Origin of the sequence: Achromobacter sp. SIMBA_011 (genome assembly GCF_046535435.1) — a bacterium.
GTDB lineage: Bacteria > Pseudomonadota > Gammaproteobacteria > Burkholderiales > Burkholderiaceae_B > Achromobacter > Achromobacter dolens.
On the sequence record NZ_JAWRWN010000004.1, the window covers coordinates 112,829 to 128,865 of the forward strand.

Below are 16,037 nucleotides of genomic sequence, written 5' to 3' on the forward strand. Positions count from 1 at the left end.
GGATTTTTCCACCGTGATCGATATCGCTTCCATCCAGACCGCCCGCGAGAACCTGCGCGGCCAGGTGCTCAAGACCCCGTTCACCCTGTCGCGCACGCTGTCCGACATCTTCGGCGCCGAGATCTGGCTGAAATTCGAGAACCTGCAGTTCACCGCCAGCTTCAAGGAGCGCGGCGCGCTCAACCGCATGCTGACGCTGTCGGACGAGGAACGCCGCGCGGGCGTGATCGCCGTGTCGGCCGGCAACCACGCGCAGGGCGTGGCCTACCATGCGCAGCGCATGGGCGTGCCCGCCGTGATCGTGATGCCGCGCTTCACGCCCACGGTGAAGGTCGCCAACACGCGCCGCTTCGGCGCCGAGGTGGTGCTGGCCGGCGATACCTTCGACGACGCCAAGGCGCATGGCTACGAGCTGGCCAAGCAGCGCGGGCTGATCATGATCCATCCCTACGACGACGAGGCCGTGATCTCGGGCCAGGGCACCGTGGCGCTGGAGATGCTGGAAGACCAGCCGCAACTGGACACGCTGGTGATCGCCATCGGCGGCGGCGGGCTGATTTCAGGCATTGCCACCGCGGCCAAGGCGCTCAAGCCGGGCATCGAGATCATCGGCGTGCAGACCGAACGGTTTCCCGCCATGTACGCCGCGATCAAGGGCGTGTCGATGCCCAACGGCCAATACACCATCGCCGAAGGCATCGCGGTGAAATCGCCGGGGGGGCTGACGCAGCCCATCGTCAGCCGGCTGGTCGATCACATCGAACTGGTCAGCGAGGCCGACATCGAGCACGCCATTGTGGTGCTGCTGGAAATCGAGAAGACCGTGGTCGAGGGCGCGGGCGCGGCCGGCCTGGCGGCGCTGCTGCGCGCGCAGGAGGCGGGCAGCGAGCGCTTCAAGGGCAAGCGCATCGGCCTGGTGCTGACCGGCGGCAACATCGACCCCCTGATGCTGGGCGAGCTGATCGAGCGCGGCATGGTGCGCGCGGGTCGCCTGGCCCGCATCCGCGTCGACCTGCGCGACCTGCCGGGCGCGCTGGCGCACGCCACCAAGCTGATCGCCGACGCCCAGGCCAATATCACCGAGGTGCATCACCAGCGCGCGTTCACCTCATTGCCGGTGCGCAACGTGGAAGTGGATTTCGTGCTGCAGACGCGCGGCCCGGAGCATATCCAGGAAGTGATCGACATCCTGAACGCGGCCGGTTTCGCGGCCAGCAACCACGATCATTGAGTCAGGCGCGGCCTAGTTCCGGGTCGCGGCCCACCTGGTTCTTCAGCCGGTACAGCCGCTCGCGATGCAAGGTCGCGGCCAGCGGTTCGGGCTCGCGCCCCAGCGCCACGTAGTCCGCCGGAATCTGCGCGATGGCCTCGCGCATGCGGTCGGCGCCGTCCTGCCACCATTGCGCCAGCATGCGGTCCGGGTTGTACACGTCCAGGCCCTGCCGGCGCAGCTCCGAGCGGTTGAAGTCCTTCAGGTTCCAGGTCAGCACCTGCACCACCGGCGTCTGCGCCAGGCCGCAGCGGGCGCGGCGCGCCAGGCCGGCGGCGATGACGTGAAAGTCCTTGGGGTCGCTGTAGCGCAGCGCGGCTTCGTAGACCTCGGTGTCGTGCTCGATGGCCTGCGGGAAGCGGGCGTTCATCTCGATCCAGAACTCGGCCATCACCTCGGGCGGGATGTCCCAGATGCGGCAGGCGTTGCGGCGCCATTCCTCGCCGATGCGCTCGGTCCAGACGGGCTGGAACACGCCGGCCTCGGCCAGGCGCAGCAGCAGGCGGCGCAGGATGCCGGACATGAGGACGCAGGCGTCCAGGACGATGAAGGGCGGGGTGGAGGTCGGAGTGGTCAAGGCTGGCAGTGTGTTCGCAGCGGCCGGGACGCGGCCGCGACCGTGCAGTGTAAGCGCATCCGCCGGAACCCCAGGCTTCAAGGCTGCATCGCGACCTCCAGCGCGCGTTCCAGCGATGCCCGGATCATCTCGCCATGGCCGAACTGCGGGAAGGCTTCGTAGCTGGCGTCGGCGCCCGCGGACCTCAGGCCCTGGGCCATTTCGCGCACGGCGGCGCGCGGATCCTCGCCCGCGGCGGGCACCGCACCGCCGGGCAGGGGACGGTTGGGATCGCGCGGCTTGGTGCCGACCAGGATGGCCACCCGCTTGCCAGCAGCCCTGCGGGCGTCGAACCGCCGCCATTCCCCGACCAACGCGCCGTCGTGCCACCAGGCCGAGGGGTCGCCGACGATGTAGCGGGCGAAGGCCTGCGGTTGCGTAAACAGCACGTGCAGCGTGAAGAGCCCGCCGTACGAATGGCCCCACAGGTATTCGCGTTGCGGGTCGATGGCGGCGCGTTCGCGCACCAGCGGTTTCACTTTGGCGCGGATGAACTCCAGGAAAATGTCGGCGCCGCCGCCGACGCGGCCGCGCACCACGGGGTCGGGCACGGGCTTGCCATTCACGAATACCGGCGGCGTGTAGTCATAGGCCCGCGACACGACGTCGTTGCGGGTATCGACGTCGTAGCCCAGCGCCACCAGCACCGGCGTGCGGCCCCGTCCCAGCGTGTCCAGGTCGGCTGGTGTCAGCGTGGCCAGGGCGGCGTTGCCGTCCAGCATGTAGAGCACCGGGCTGCCCCCGCTGTCGGGCGCCTTTCTGGGGATGGCGATCTGGATGCGGTAGTGGCGCTTGCCGTCGTCCGAATCCAGATTGTGCGTTTCGTACCGGTAAACCGCCGAGGGATGGTCGGCCACGGTTTCTCCCAGCAACTGCATGCCGGGGCGCGGCGGGGCGTCGGGCGTCGCCGCAGGCGCTTGCGCTTGCGCCGCCGTGGCCAGGATGCACGCCAGCACGGCGGCGGAAATCGGACGCGGGATCTTGTTTTTCATGGAAGGCCTACCAGGTGTAGTTCAGGTTCGCCGAGATATTGCGCCGCGCACCGTAGTAGCAACTGGCGCTGCCCGAGCAGCTTGCCAGATATTCCTTGTCGGTCAGGTTGCTGGCGTTGAGGGAGAATTTCAGGCCTTTCAGGCTGGGAGAGAGCGCGCCCAGATCGTAGCGGATGGCGGCGTCGATCAGATTCACCGACGGGCTGCGGTACGCGTTGGCGGTGTCGCCGTAGCTGCTGCCGATATGGCGCAGGCCCGCGCCCAGGCTCAGGCCCGGGGCGATCTCCTGCGGCAGGCGATAGTCCGCCCACAGGTTGTAGCTGTGGCGCGGCACGCGCGGCAGTTCGTTGCCCTGCTCAGTGCCATTGCTCTTGGTGACTTCGCTGCGCATCAGCGTCGCCGAGGCGATGACCGTGATGTGGTCGGTCAGCGCGAAGTTTCCTTCCAGCTCCAGGCCGCGGACGCGGCCTTCGCCGGTCTGGACCTGGCACTGGCTGCCGTTGCACAAATGCGTGGGATCCGGGTCTGGCGTGGTGATGTTCTGCTGCTTGATCTCATACGCGGAGAAAGTGATCATGCTGCGCGAACCTGGCGGCTGGTACTTGATGCCGATCTCGGTCTGTTTGCCTTCGGTGGGTTTGAAGGGCCGATCCTCGTAGCCGACCCCGTTTACCGGTTCGAACGAGGTGGCATAGCTGGCGTAGGGCGCCAGGCCGTTATCGAACAGGTAGACCGCGCCGGCGCGCCATGTGGTGGCTTCGTCTTCGTAATGCGTCTTGGCGCCGGTGGCGCGCACCAGCGAGTTGTCCCGCGACCAGTCGTGGCGCACGCCCAGCGTGGCGGCCCACTGGCCCCAGCGGATCTGGTCCTGCGCGTAGATGCCGGTCTGCTCGCTGTCGCTGCGCCGGGTGGGCGTCATGGCGCCCATGACGACGGGGCTGCCGTAGACCGGGTCGAAGACGTCGAGCGATGAAGCCTTGCCTGACGCCTGCGCCACGCGGATGGTCTGGGTGCGATAGTCCAGGCCCGTGAGCAGGGTGTGTTCGGTGCGGCCCAGGCCGAAATCGAATTGGGCGTTATTGTCGACCGTGAAGCCTTCAGAGCGAATCCGGTTGCTGGACGCCGTGCGCCGCAGTGTGCGGCCGTCGGCCTGCAGGTCGCCCTGGCGCGAGACGCCTGCGTTGTCGGTATCGACTCGCATGTAGCGAAGTTTCTGGCCAAGCTTCACCTGGTCGGTCAGGGCATGGCTGAATTCATAGCCGATGGCGTATTGGGTGCGATCGTAGCGGTTGAAGCCGGGTTCGCCCAGGAAGCGGCCAGAACCGAAGCGGCCATGGTCCGTCGCATAATAGGTGCCGTGGGAAGGCAGGAACTGGTAGGTGCTGCCGCCGCGGTCCTGCTGATAGTTGGCCAGCAGGGTCACCGAGGTGCGGGCTGACGGCCGCCAAGTCAGGCTGGGCGCCAGCATTACGCGGTTCAGCTTGACGTAGTCGACCTGGGTGTCGGAGTGGTAGGCGGTGCCCACCACGCGGTACAGCCATTCGCCGGATTCGTCCATCGGCCCGCTGACGTCGGCGTTCAGGCGAGCCAGACCGTAGTTGTCGGTGCCGACCCCGATCTCGCCGCGCGCGTAATCGGTGGGCCGCTTGCTCACCGCGTTGACGAGCCCCCCGGGCGCGATCTGGCCGTACAGCACCGACGAGGGGCCGCGCAGTATTTCGACCCGCTCCAGGCCGAAGCCGTCGAACTGGGTGGCCGAGGCGGTGGCGCCGCTGCTGCTGCCCGGCGGACGCAGGCCGTCCAGGTAGAGGTTGTTGGCGAAGCTGCCCGTGCGGAAGCCGCGCACGGAAATCTCGTCGACGCGGCTGTCCACGCCATACGAGCCGACCGAGACGCCGGCGCCGTAGCGCAGGGCGTCGGCGGTGTTCTTCGCTCCTATCATGTCCATCAGCTCGCGGTTGACCACGGACACGGATTGCGCGGTCTCGATGAGCGGCGTGCCAGTCTTGGTACCCACGCTGCTGTCGAGAGCCAGCGGGCCGATGTCGCCCATGCCCTGGCCGGTCACCGTCACGCTGGGCAACAGGGCCGGGCCTGCGCCCATGGGTTCGGGCGCGCGTTCGATGCGGTATCCCTCGCCATTGGCGTTGGGCACCGCGCGCAGATTGCTGCCTCGCAGCAACTGCCGCAGCGCGTCCGTCACCGATCCCTGCAGGTGCATGGCAGGCGCCTGCTTGCCTGCCGTGAGCGGCGGGGCGCTGATGATGGTGATGCGAGCAGCTTGGCCCAGCCGCAGGAGCGCGTCCTGCAAGGACAACGCCGGCAGCGTGATATCCACGGCGGCGTTTTCCGCTGCCCGCGTGGGCAGCGTCGTGGCGAGCGCGACGGCGCACAGAAGCAGGCAAAGCGTGGCTGGCTTGAAGCGGCGGATTCGGCCGCCCTCGGGAGGGAATCGTTGGGACATCGGTATGGGTTCTTCAGTTGGGACCCGCGCAGCGGGTTTCAACTTGTCCTAACGAGCGGGTGCCGGGAATCTGTCGAAACTTACATTTTGTTTCTCATCATGCCGGTTCCACGCGAACCCAGTAGCGCGTGCGGTATCGCACCCGCAGGCCCAGCGTGATGGCCAGCGCCTCCAGGACCTGGTCCGTGTCCTTGAGGCGAAAACTGCCGTTCACGCGCAGGGCAGCCACGCGCTCGTCGCACTGGATCAGGCCCGGCCGATAGCGCGCCAGTTCTTCGGCAAACGCCTCCAGCGGCATATCGTCAGCGATCAACATGCCGTGCACCCAGGCGAACTCGCGCCCGGCCCAACCTGTTTCGTCCTCGATGCGGTGCGCCGAGAAGCGGCGCACGTCGCCGGCGCGCAGGGTCAGGCCGAGATCGCCTCGGGTGGTGAGAACGGCCTGCCCCGCATCGAGCGCCACGCGGGTCAACGGGCCTTGCGTGCGCACCACCAGGTGAGCGCGGGTTGGCACGATACAGCCACCGCGCGTCAACACGCGCGGCGCCGAGTCCGCGGCGCGGGTGTCCAGCATGATCTCGCCGTCGTGCAGTTCGATGTCCAGGCGGCCTCCGTCCTGCCTCAGGTCCAGCGCAGTGCCGGTGTTCATCATCAGCGCCACAGCGTCGTTCAGCGTCAGGCTGCGCTGTTCGCCGGTGGCGCTGCGGTAGGCCGCGAGCCACCCCGCCTCCCGGGCCTGGCGGTAGAGCAGCGGGCCGCCCACTGCAATGCCCGCGCCGGCCGCCAGCAACTTGAGCGTGCGCCGGCGCGTGTGGCGAAAGTCGATGGCCCCGAGCGCGGCGGCAGCGGCATCGCCGCTTGCGGGCACGGCGTCCTGCAATAGCTCGAAGCGCCGCCAGACTTTGGCGTGCCCGGGCGAAGCTTCGTACCAGCGCTGCCAGGCCTGCCGCGTGGCGGCGCTGCCGTCCTGTTCCAGGCGCACCAGCCAGCCGGCCGCCTGCGCGACTACGTCGGGTTGGCGTCTAGACATCGAGCGCGTGATAAAGGCGTTGCCAACCCTGGACCATGTCTTTCTGCACCATGTTGACCGTGATTTGCAGGCGGTCCGCGATCGCTTCGTAGGGCAGGCCCTGTAGGCGCGCCAGCAGGAACACCTCGCGCATGCGCCGCGGCATGCGGTCCAGCGCCGCGCACACGGCCAGCAATTGCTGCGACACCTGGGCCAGCATTTCGGGCGACGGCGAGAGTGGTTCGGGCTGTTGCGCCAACGCGGCCAGGTAAGCGGCCTCCAGCTCACGGCGCCGGTGGCGGTCGATCAGCAGGCGGCGGGCGATGGCGGCCAGGTAGCCGCGGTTCCAGCCGCGTGATTCCAGGTAGGTCTGGCGCAGCAGGCGTTCAAAGGTGTCCTGCACCAGGTCCCAGGCGTCGGCCGGGTGTCCCGTCTGGCGCCGCATGAAGGCGAACAGCCAGGCGCGGTGCTCGCGGTACATCGACGCGACCGCGTTGCGGTCGGCCGCCTCGGGAGTTGAGGGCGCTTCCACGTTGAAGAAGAATTTATGCAAATAAGAATCAGACGCAATTCTAACTGTTGCATGCATGCCTGGGAAGCGGGCCGGGGGCGGACGTTCGCGGGGGAAGAGGAATGCGGTTGCGGCAAAGGGCGCGCAAACGCGGGCCGGTGGTGGTTCAGGGGTGGTGCCCGAGACCGGAATCGAACCGGTACGGCCTCGCGGCCGAGGGATTTTCGTACCACTTCGACTTTCGCCGCCGGCGCGCGGAGCGCCGTTCGTGGTCTGGAGCACGCCTTCACCATAGCCTTGCGGCCTTAGGTGCCCGCCGTCTGCTCTCTACACCTTCCCGGTTCTTTCGATCCGGGCTTGGCTCGGCGTTGGCTCGGAACAAGTCCAGGGCATTCGCCGAGTTTGACGGGCTACACCTCTGGAGTTTCCTCCGGAGGGCTCAAATGGATTCAAGTCCCTTGTGTCTACCAATTTCACCACTCGGGCATTGGGGTTCCGACAGGAAACCGCAATGGGATACCTGGGTGTGCGGCGCGAGCGCGCAGCGGTATCCGGCGGGCGTGACTATACCACTCGCGGGCGGGCGGCCCGTCATGCAAGGCCGCCCCTGTGGAAAACTCAGCCGATGAAGCGCACCGTCTGGCGGGCGCGTTCGTCCACCTCCAGGGTGAAAACGTCGGGCCGAGCGTAGTGGCCAACCACGTCGAAGTCATAGCGCGCGCGCACCAGTTCGTCGACATCGATGGTTGCCGTCAGCAGGCCGGTCTGGCCGTGCAGCGGGCCGGCCAGGACGTCGCCCAGCGGTCCGACGATGAGCGAGCCGCCGTTGATGAGTGGACGCTGAGGATCCCAGCCGGGCACGTCCAGGCCCAGCTCGGCGGGCGAGGGTTGCACCTGGCAGGCGCTGATGACGAAGCAGCGGCCCTCGTGGGCGATGTGGCGCATCGAGCATTGCCAGATGTCGCGTTCGTCGACGGTGGGCGCGCACCAGATCTGTACGCCCTTGGCGTACATGGCGGTGCGCAGCAGCGGCATGTGGTTTTCCCAGCAGATGGCGCCGCCGACGCGGCCCGCGGCCGTCTCCAGCACGGGCAGGGTCGAGCCGTCGCCCTGGCCCCAGATCAGCCGTTCGGTGCCGGTGGGCATCAGCTTGCGGTGCCTGGCGGTCAGGCCGGTGGCCGGATCGAAGTACAGCGCGGTGCAGTACAGCGTGCTGCCGGCGCGTTCGATCACGCCGATCACCAGGCTGGCCCCGGTGCGTTGCGACAGCGCGGCCAGCGCGTCGGTCTCGGGGCCGGGTACATCGATGGCGTTCTGGTAGTAGCGGGCGTAGGCGTCGCGCCCTTCGGGCAGGCGGTAGCCCAGCCGGGTGCCGAAGATCTCGCCCTTGGGGTAGCCGCCCAGCAGGGCCTCGGGCATGACCACCAGCGCGGCGCCAGAGGCGCTGATCCCGGCCTCGAAGGCCAGGATCCGTTCCAGGGTGGCGTCCTTGCCTTCGGGCGAGGCGCCGATCTGCAGCGCGGCGACGGTGGTGGCGGTCATGGGGGTTCCTTTTTCACAGGGGAGTCGATGCGTCCTAGTGTCGGGGGCGGCCTAAAATCAATCAATCCTGCCTGGCGATAAATGATATGAACCAGATCGATATCGAGTCGACCGACCTGAACCTGCTCAAGGTGTTCGAGGCGATCTACGACGAGGGCGGCGCGGGCCGCGCCGCGCTGCGCCTGGGGGTGACCCAGTCGGCGGTCAGCGCGGCGCTGGCGCGGCTGCGCGCGCTGTACGCCGACCCGCTGTTCGTGCGCACCGGGCGTGGCCTGTCGCCCAGCCTGCGGGCGCGCGAGCTGCGGCCGATCATCGGCGAGGCGTTGGACAAGTGCCGGCAGAGCCTGTCGCTGGCGCGGCCTGGACCGGCCGGGTTCGCCGGGCGTTCGGTCACGCTGGGGCTGTCGGACGACTTCGAGATCGCGCTGGGGCGCGAGGCCATCGCGGCGCTGGCCGAGGCTGCGCCGGGACTGCGTCTGATCTTTCGCCAGACCCACAGCCGCCTGGCCGCCGACATGCTGATGGCGCGCGACGTCGACCTGGTGATCGCGTCCGGCGGACTGATCGCGCCCGCATTGCAGCGCGTGACCGTTGGGCAGGGCGACTATGCCTGCCTGGTCGATCCGGCCAGCCTGGCGCCGGGCCAGGATGCGTTGTCCGTGGACGATTTCACCCGGCGTGCGCACGTGCTGGTGTCGTCGGGCGGATTCATCGGCGTGGTTGACGAGGTGCTGCACGCGCAGGGATTGACGCGGCGGGTGCTGGCGGCGACCACGCACTTTGCGGCGCTGGCGTTTCTGCTGCGTGGCGGCGACGCGCTGGCGACCCTGCCGACCCACGCGGCGCGCGGCCTGGCGGCGGTCACGGGGCTGCGGCTGCTGCCGTGCCCGGTCGCCATGCCGGGCTACGCCATCGAGATGGGCTGGCGCGCCGATGCCTTGCGCGATGAGGCCGTGGCGGTGGCTCGCCTATCCCTGCTGGGCCTGCTGCAGGGCTACGGTTGGGCCGCGGCGCCTGGCGCCCGGTGATTGACCGGTGACGCGTTTATAGGCGCGGCTGAAGGCGGCTTGGGAGGTATAGCCGAGGCGCTCGGCCACGGTGTCGATCGGCAAGCGCTCGTGGGATAGCCATTGGCTGGCCAGGCGCATGCGCAATTCGGTGGCGTAGCGCAGCGGCGGCGTGCCGATGGTGGCCTGGAAGCGTTGCGCGAAGACCGATCGCGAGACATTGCATTGCGCCGCCAGTTCTTCCACGGTCCAGTCGCGGCCGGGCTGGCGATGCAGGGCCAGGATGGCGCGCGCCAGCCGCGGGTCGCGCAGGGCGGCCACCAGGCCGGCGGCATCATCGCAACCGCTTTCGATCCAGCCGCGCACGATCATGGCGGCCACCACTTCCGCCAGGCGCGCCAGGATGCCGGCAAAGCCGATGCGTCCGGCGCAGATTTCGCGCTTCATGGCGTCCAGCAGCGCCAGCGCGCCCGGGTAGCGTTCGCTGGCGGCGTCCACCAGCATCAGGCCAGGCATCAAGGGGCCGAGGCCCCGCATGCCGCCCAGGTCGAACGCCATGCAGCCATAGAAGAGCACGGCGCTGGGCGTGTCGTGCGTGCTGGGGCAGGTGTCGACGCCGCTGACCTGCTCGCCCAGCGGCGCCGCGGCCACCTCGTCGATATCGCGCACCGGGGCGCGCGGGTCGGATAGCAAGTGATGGGCGTCGCCCTGGGGAATGAGCACGGCGTTGCCCGCGGACAGCGGATGCAGCGCGCCGTCGGCGCTGCGCAGCACGGCGTTGCCAACCGCCAGATAGTGGAAGTAGGCGTGGCCGGGGCGGGCGCGGAAGCCCAGGCCGACCGGCGCGCCGACCTGGATGCGGCGGTATTGCACGCCGCGCAGGCGCATGCCGGTCAGCAGTTCGCTGATCAGGTCGGACGAAAGCGCAAAGGCATCCGTGGCATTCATTCAGGTGTTTAGGTCAAAAATCAAAGATTATTCATCATAGATCATCCTGGATGCCATCCCTAGACTGGCCGCTGTGATGTTTTCCTGAGGATGTTCTGCGATGAGTCATGGTGTCTGTGAAGCGGTCTGCGATGGCCGCATGTCGCGCGCGGCGGATGCGCCGCCCGCCTGGATGGCGGTGTTTTCGCTGGCGATGGGGGTGTTCGGTTTGCTGACCGCGGAGTACCTGCCGGCCAGCCTGCTGACGCCGATGGCGCTCGACCTGGGAGTTTCCGAGGCGCTGGCCGGGCAGGCGGTGACGGTGACGGCGGTGGTGGCGTTGTTTGCCGGACTGCTGGTGCCGGGGCTGACGCGCGCGCTCGACCGGCGCGTGGTGCTGCTGGCCTTCAGCACCCTGATGGTGGCCTCCAATCTGTTGGTGGCAATGTCTTCCAGCCTGGCGGTGCTGCTGGCGATGCGTATTTTGCTCGGCGTTGCGCTGGGCGGTTTCTGGAGCATGGCGGCGGCGGTGGCCATGCGCCTGGTGCCGCCCGCCTTGCTGCCGCGCGCGTTGTCGATCATCTTCAGTGGCATTGCCGTGGGGACCGTGGTGGCGGTGCCGCTCGGCAGCTATCTGGGCGGCAGGTATGGCTGGCGCAGCGCCTTCGTCGCCGCGGCCGCGGTTGGCGTGGCGACGCTGGCGTTCCAGTGGCTCACGCTGCCGCGGCTGGCGCCGGGTCGGACCGCGCGGCTGCGCACGGTGCTGGAGGTATTGCTGCGTCCCGGCATCGCCGTGGGCATGTTGGGATGCGTGCTGGTGCACACCGGCCACTTCGCGCTGTTCACCTACATCCGGCCGTTCCTTGAAACCACGACAGGCGTCGGCGCCGACGGACTGGCCTTGATGCTGCTGGGTTTTGGCGTGGCGAATTTCGCCGGCACCCTGCTGGCGGGATGGTTGCTGGGCCACAGCGCCCGCGCCACGCTGGTGCTGATGCCCGCGCTGGTGGGGGCGGCGGCCCTGGCGCTGGCCTTGCTGCCGACGACCGTAACGGGACAGGCGCTGCTGGTGGCGCTATGGGGAATGGCGTTCGGCGGGGTGCCGGTGGCGTGGTCGAACTGGGTGGCCAGCGCGGTGCCCGACCAGGCCGAAAGCGCGGGCGGCATGGTGGTGGCGTCGGTGCAGTCGTCGATCGCGGCCGGCGCGGCGGCCGGTGGCGCGATGTTCAGCGCCAACGGCATCGTCGGCGTGTTCGTGGCCGCGGGCATCCTGATGCTGCTGGCGGCGCTGTTGATCGCATTGCGGGTGCGCATCCACGCGCCTGGACGCGGCCCCGGTCCGGCAGTGCATCTTTGAGACCTACGCCGCCTGAGGCCGGCGCGGGACGAGGCCGCGCCAGCCGTGCGCGCGACTGCGCCGACGGTATCATGTGCCATCCTCGTTTTGGCAACCCGCCGTACGGTCATGGTCCCTGCATCGACTCCGCTTCTCGACCGCCTGCTTGCCGACGGCGTCATTCGCCCGGATCACCACGCCGCCGCGCGCCAGCGTCTGGGCGAGGGCGGCGCCGAACCGTGGACGTCGCTCGGCGAGGCGTTGTTCTGGCTGGTGGACGAACACATCGTTTCCGACGAGGATCTGGCGGCCATCGGCGAGCTCTCCGTGACCGAAGCCGCCTTCGCCGGCAACGCCACCCGTCGCCAGGCACTGGCCGAGATGGACGCGCTGATGCAGCGCAAGCTTGAAGAATATGAACGGCAGGTGCGCCGGGTCGCGCTCAAGCGTGCTTTTCCCGGCCCGCGCCGGGCATGGCTGGGCGGCGGCGTGATCGCGGTGGCCGCGGCGGGATGGTATCTGTTCGCGCCGGCCACGCCGCCGCAGTGCGATGATGCCGATGTGCAGAAAACCCTGCGCGCCAGCCTGTTTACCTCGCGCCTCCAGCAGATGTCCCGCAATCCGCTGGCCGGGGGAGCGGCGCCGGCCGACCTGTACCTGGCGACGTTTTCGGATGTGAACGAAATCGGCTACATCAAGCCGGAACGGTCGCGCGGCTGCGCCGCGACGCTGAAGGTCGGCGAGGCCACGTCGGTCCTGGCCTACACCATCGGTCCGAACGACAAGGGCGAGATGATGATCGCCGGCGCGGATCCGCGCGTGGTGCGGGCCCGTTACGGCCAGCTCGATGCCGATGGCAAGCCGCGCGATGTGGGCCAGCCGGCGGGCGCGGCAAGGCTCGCCGCCGCCTTCGAACAGGGCGTGGCGGCGTTCGACCAGTTGGCCCGGGGCGCGGCGCGCAAGGCAGCCCAGGACCGGCAGCGCGAACGCATGGGCCTGCCGGCGGAAACCGACACGCGCGCCGTGCGCAATATCCAGCCGCTGGGCGACTGCAAGGATCTCGGCGGCGGCAGGTGGTCATGCCGCCTGCAGGTCGAGTACCGCGACCGCCTGATGTCCGCCATCGGCCGCGCCGACTGGCAGGTGTTCGAAGGCGACTTCGAATTCCTGCAGGAAGGGGACGCGTGGCGCGTGGGCGAGCCGTTCACGCGCCAGTACATGGATGCGATCGTGCGCGGCCGGATGGCGGAGCTGAAGGGCGACGAGGCGGCGGCGCGGCTGGAGCAGATCCAGCGCCAGCGGCCGCAGGCCGCGCCGACGGCCGAGTCGGCGCCCTCCGAGGGAGCCTTGGCGCCCGCCAGGACGGGCGGCCGCGAGCATCGCGGCGACGGCGCCGTCATCAACAAATAGGACGGGTTGTGGTTAGTCCCGCGCGCGCTCAGGCCGTGATGGCGTCCGGTTCCCGACGGCGGGCGAAGACGAACACGTGGTGGTATTTGTCGCGCATCGGATGGCGCGGCTGTTCGACGCCGGCGATCGGCGGCACGAAAGGCGTGAACAGGCCAAGCGCGTCGATATGTACCGGGAAGGGCGCGCGTTCGGGCGTGTCGTTGTAGCCCAGGACGAGCAGGCCGCCCGGCTTGAGCACCGCATGGCATTGTGCAAGCATGCGCTCGTAGCCGGCCTGTTCGTTCAGGCCGTAGCCGATCAGGCCGTTGGCGATCACCACGTCGAAATAGCCCGGCTCGTAGAGCGCCGCCATCTCGGTGGCGCTGCCTGTCAGGTGGCGGCCAGGCACGCCGTAGCGGGCCTGTTCCGGATCCATGTCGAGCGAATGGAATTCCGGCTTCAGCAGCCGCGGATAGTGCCAGGTGTATTCGCCCATGCCCAGGAAGAGGCAGCGCCCCGGGCCTTGCGGGCCGTCCGCCTGGCGGTTGAGATAGCCGAAGATCTGTTGTTCCAGGAAGGCCCGGTTCGGCGCCCGCAGCGGAAACTGCACGCCACAGCGCGCGGCCAGGGCCGGAGACAACCGGAACAGGCCTGATTTGAATGCGTCTTTGAGTTTGGGCATACGGATCGCCTGGCTGTGTCGCCGGTTCTTTGACGGGGTTCGCCACCGCGAGCCGCCCGGAATGCGCCAGATAGTAGACGAAATCGTTTCTATTCAGGAGTTGTTCAGTTGTTAATGATATTTGCGCAACAGGGGCGCGAGCGGACACGTCCTGGACCGTGGTGACGGCGGGCGACTCGGGCAAATCGAGGGGGGATGGAGACGGTGGGCGGTCTTCTGGCGGAAGCGGTGGGATTCGAACCCACGAAGGGTTTAACCCCTTGCCGGTTTTCAAGACCGGTGCAATCGACCACTCTGCCACGCTTCCTGCTGCCGCAATGTCCTGCGGAGACGGCAATCCGGCCGCCAGGCAAACACTCTACCCGACGACAACGCGACTTGCCGTAAAGGGCGCAATAATAATCCATTTGCTGCGAAGGAGGCACGCGATGCACTGTGTAGAAATCTCCCGCCCGGGCGGCCCCGAGGTGCTGGTTCCCGCCGAACGTCCCACGCCCGAGCCCGGCAAGGGCGAAGTGCTGATCAAGGTCAGCGCCGCGGGCGTCAACCGTCCCGACGTGTTCCAGCGCAAGGGCAACTACGCGCCGCCGCCCGGAGCGTCCGACCTGCCGGGCCTGGAAGTGGCCGGCGAGATCGTCGGCGGCGACCTGGCCGGCAGCGGCTTTGCGCTGGGCGACAAGGTGTGCGCCCTGGTCGCTGGTGGCGGCTATGCCGAATACTGCGTCGCGCCCGCGGCCCAGTGCCTGCCGATTCCCAAGGGCCTGTCCGATATCGAAGCGGCCGGCCTGCCGGAAACCTATTTCACGGTCTGGAGCAACGTGTTCGACCGCGGCGGCCTGGCCGACGGCGAGATCCTGCTGGTGCACGGCGGCGCCAGCGGCATCGGCACCACAGCCATCCAGTTGGCCCGCGCCCTGGGCAACACGGTCTACGCCACTGTCGGCAGCGACGATCGCGCCCGCGCGGTCGAGGCCCTGGGCGCCGCGCGCGGCATCAATTACAAGACGCAGGACTTCGTCAAGGAAGTGAAGGACGCCACCGGCGGCCGCGGCGTCGACGTGATCCTGGACATGGTGGCCGGCGATTACATCGCCCGCGACATGCAGTGCCTGGCCGACGACGGCCGCATCGTCATCATCGCCCAACTGGGCGGCGCGCAGGCCAATGTCGATACCAGCCAGGTCATGCGCCGCCGCCTGACCATCACCGGCTCCACCCTGCGGCCGCGCCCGGTGGCCTTCAAGGGCGCCATCGCCCGGGCGCTGCGCGAGCGCGCCTGGCCCCTGCTGGAGCAGGGCGCGATCAAGCCGATCGTGCACGCCACCTTCCCGCTGGCCCAGGCCGCCCAGGCCCACGCCATGATGGAAGGCGGCGAGAACATCGGCAAAATCATCCTGACCGTGTAAGAAACGCGCGGCGTTCGGCGCGGCGCCGCGCAACAGGATACAATCACGGGTTTCGCCTGGAATTATTTCCAGGCCAGCCCGTGGGCGGGTGCTTTTCCCCCGGGTTCACCCACTCTGACATTTGCGCCATGACTTCAGTCGAACACCGCGCCCGCCTCGTGCTGGGCAACTGGAAGATGCACGGCAACCTGGCCGAGAATGCCGCGTTGCTGACCGAACTGCGCGCCGCGGATGCCGCCAGCCATTGCGAAATCGGCGTCTGCGTTCCGTTTCCGTACCTGGCGCAGGCCGCGTCGGCCCTGACCGGTAGCGCCGTGTCGTGGGGCGCGCAGGACGTCAGCGCCCACGACAAAGGCGCCTACACGGGCGAAGTCTCGGGCGCCATGCTCAAGGAATTCGGCTGCCGTTATGCGCTGGCCGGCCACTCCGAGCGCCGCGTGCTGCATGGTGAAACCGACCAGATGGTCGCCGACAAGGCGCGCGCGGCCCTGGCCGCCGGCCTGACCCCGGTGGTGTGCGTGGGCGAGTCCCTGGCCGACCGCGAGGCCGGCAACACGCTGGCTGTGATCGAGCGCCAGCTCAAGCCGGTGCTGGCGCTGGGCGCCGAGGCCGTCTCGCGCATGGTGCTGGCCTACGAGCCCGTCTGGGCCATCGGCACCGGCCGTACCGCCAGCCCCGAGCAGGCGCAGGAAGTCCATGGCGCCATCCGCGCCGCCCTGGCAGCGCTGGGCGCGGCCCAGGTGCAAGTTTTGTACGGCGGCAGCGTCAAAGCTGCCAATGCCGCCAGTTTGTTCGCCATGACTGATATCGACGGAGCCCTGGTCGGCGGCGCGTCGCTCGTGGCCGAAGAATTTTTGCGAATCGCCGCCATCTAAGTTTCCGTTCC

The 16,037-nt window shown here is 68.6% G+C and carries 14 protein-coding genes and 1 tRNA gene; 6 read left to right on the forward strand and 9 right to left on the reverse strand.

Annotated elements, in window-relative coordinates; all coding sequences use genetic code 11:
* Nucleotides 1-13 precede the first annotated feature (13 nt).
* Entirely contained in the window at nt 14-1,231 is a 1,218-nt protein-coding gene (locus tag SB816_RS16325; protein ID WP_116793624.1) for a threonine ammonia-lyase, read from the forward strand.
* Nucleotide 1,232: 1 nt separating this feature from the next.
* Here SB816_RS16325 and SB816_RS16330 read toward each other — a convergent pair whose 3' ends face one another.
* The 6 genes from SB816_RS16330 to SB816_RS16355 all read right to left on the reverse strand — a co-directional run bounded on the left by SB816_RS16330 (nt 1,233) and on the right by SB816_RS16355 (nt 8,404).
* Nucleotides 1,233-1,856, reverse strand: coding sequence for a PIN domain-containing protein (locus SB816_RS16330; protein WP_410547354.1), 624 nt, complete (start codon nt 1,854-1,856; stop codon nt 1,233-1,235).
* Nucleotides 1,857-1,924: 68 nt separating this feature from the next.
* Nucleotides 1,925-2,878, reverse strand: a complete 954-nt coding sequence (locus SB816_RS16335) for an alpha/beta hydrolase (RefSeq protein ID WP_410547286.1) — start codon at nt 2,876-2,878, stop codon at nt 1,925-1,927.
* 7 nt (nt 2,879-2,885) lie between these two features.
* Nucleotides 2,886-5,342: a TonB-dependent siderophore receptor gene (locus SB816_RS16340; protein WP_410547287.1), complete on the reverse strand. Its 2,457-nt coding sequence runs from the start codon at nt 5,340-5,342 to the stop codon at nt 2,886-2,888.
* Nucleotides 5,343-5,439: 97 nt separating this feature from the next.
* Complete coding sequence (locus SB816_RS16345; protein WP_175167742.1) at nt 5,440-6,372, reverse strand: DUF4880 domain-containing protein; 933 nt, start codon at nt 6,370-6,372, stop codon at nt 5,440-5,442.
* Entirely contained in the window at nt 6,365-6,904 is a 540-nt protein-coding gene (locus SB816_RS16350) for an RNA polymerase sigma factor (protein ID WP_054501666.1), read from the reverse strand. Before SB816_RS16350 ends, SB816_RS16345 begins: the two co-directional genes overlap by 8 nt.
* Before the next feature lie 576 nt (nt 6,905-7,480).
* On the reverse strand, nt 7,481-8,404 hold the full coding sequence (locus tag SB816_RS16355; protein ID WP_269873234.1) for a carbon-nitrogen hydrolase family protein: 924 nt from the start codon (nt 8,402-8,404) through the stop codon (nt 7,481-7,483).
* Between the two features lie 86 nt (nt 8,405-8,490).
* Between SB816_RS16355 and SB816_RS16360 the strand changes: the two genes are divergently transcribed.
* Complete coding sequence (locus SB816_RS16360) at nt 8,491-9,432, forward strand: LysR substrate-binding domain-containing protein (protein ID WP_395757448.1); 942 nt, start codon at nt 8,491-8,493, stop codon at nt 9,430-9,432.
* On the opposite strand, the gene SB816_RS16365 is transcribed toward SB816_RS16360, so the two are convergent.
* Nucleotides 9,373-10,359 (reverse strand): AraC family transcriptional regulator, encoded by a 987-nt coding sequence (locus SB816_RS16365; protein ID WP_045952815.1) that lies wholly within the window; start codon nt 10,357-10,359, stop codon nt 9,373-9,375. The genes SB816_RS16360 and SB816_RS16365 overlap by 60 nt on opposite strands.
* 100 nt (nt 10,360-10,459) lie before the next feature.
* Between SB816_RS16365 and SB816_RS16370 the strand changes: the two genes are divergently transcribed.
* Both SB816_RS16370 and SB816_RS16375 read left to right on the forward strand, forming a co-directional pair.
* On the forward strand, nt 10,460-11,695 hold the full coding sequence (locus SB816_RS16370) for an MFS transporter (RefSeq protein WP_144655893.1): 1,236 nt from the start codon (nt 10,460-10,462) through the stop codon (nt 11,693-11,695).
* Nucleotides 11,696-11,803: 108 nt separating this feature from the next.
* Complete coding sequence (locus SB816_RS16375; RefSeq protein ID WP_410547288.1) at nt 11,804-13,084, forward strand: hypothetical protein; 1,281 nt, start codon at nt 11,804-11,806, stop codon at nt 13,082-13,084.
* Between the two features lie 28 nt (nt 13,085-13,112).
* Here SB816_RS16375 and SB816_RS16380 read toward each other — a convergent pair whose 3' ends face one another.
* Both SB816_RS16380 and SB816_RS16385 read right to left on the reverse strand, forming a co-directional pair.
* The gene (locus SB816_RS16380) at nt 13,113-13,745 is read right to left on the reverse strand and encodes a class I SAM-dependent methyltransferase (RefSeq protein WP_116793634.1); all 633 of its coding nucleotides are present in this window, start codon (nt 13,743-13,745) and stop codon (nt 13,113-13,115) included.
* A 217-nt stretch (nt 13,746-13,962) separates the two neighbouring features.
* Nucleotides 13,963-14,052, reverse strand: a tRNA-Ser gene (locus tag SB816_RS16385).
* Nucleotides 14,053-14,173: 121 nt separating this feature from the next.
* On the opposite strand from SB816_RS16385, the gene SB816_RS16390 reads away from it, so the two are divergent.
* A complete protein-coding gene (locus tag SB816_RS16390; RefSeq protein WP_144655895.1) occupies nt 14,174-15,151 on the forward strand; it encodes an NAD(P)H-quinone oxidoreductase in 978 nt (325 codons plus the stop codon).
* A 128-nt stretch (nt 15,152-15,279) separates the two neighbouring features.
* Nucleotides 15,280-16,026 carry a triose-phosphate isomerase gene (gene tpiA / locus SB816_RS16395; RefSeq protein ID WP_054433438.1) on the forward strand — a complete coding sequence of 249 codons (747 nt, stop codon included), beginning with the start codon at nt 15,280-15,282 and terminating at the stop codon, nt 16,024-16,026.
* The last annotated feature ends 11 nt before the right edge of the window (nt 16,027-16,037 follow it).

Bases quoted from the DNA above. Each gene is read 5' to 3' on its own strand.
- SB816_RS16370 (WP_144655893.1), top strand. From the start codon at position 10,460: ATGAGTCATGGTGTCTGTGAAGCGGTCTGCGATGGCCGCATGTCGCGC.
- SB816_RS16335 (WP_410547286.1), bottom strand. From the start codon at position 2,878: ATGAAAAACAAGATCCCGCGTCCGATTTCCGCCGCCGTGCTGGCGTGC.
- SB816_RS16390 (WP_144655895.1), top strand. From the start codon at position 14,174: ATGCACTGTGTAGAAATCTCCCGCCCGGGCGGCCCCGAGGTGCTGGTT.
- SB816_RS16380 (WP_116793634.1), bottom strand. From the start codon at position 13,745: ATGCCCAAACTCAAAGACGCATTCAAATCAGGCCTGTTCCGGTTGTCT.
- SB816_RS16375 (WP_410547288.1), top strand. From the start codon at position 11,804: ATGGTCCCTGCATCGACTCCGCTTCTCGACCGCCTGCTTGCCGACGGC.
- SB816_RS16355 (WP_269873234.1), bottom strand. From the start codon at position 8,404: ATGACCGCCACCACCGTCGCCGCGCTGCAGATCGGCGCCTCGCCCGAA.
- SB816_RS16360 (WP_395757448.1), top strand. From the start codon at position 8,491: ATGAACCAGATCGATATCGAGTCGACCGACCTGAACCTGCTCAAGGTG.
- SB816_RS16340 (WP_410547287.1), bottom strand. From the start codon at position 5,342: ATGTCCCAACGATTCCCTCCCGAGGGCGGCCGAATCCGCCGCTTCAAG.
- SB816_RS16345 (WP_175167742.1), bottom strand. From the start codon at position 6,372: ATGTCTAGACGCCAACCCGACGTAGTCGCGCAGGCGGCCGGCTGGCTG.
- SB816_RS16365 (WP_045952815.1), bottom strand. From the start codon at position 10,359: ATGAATGCCACGGATGCCTTTGCGCTTTCGTCCGACCTGATCAGCGAA.
- tpiA (WP_054433438.1), top strand. From the start codon at position 15,280: ATGACTTCAGTCGAACACCGCGCCCGCCTCGTGCTGGGCAACTGGAAG.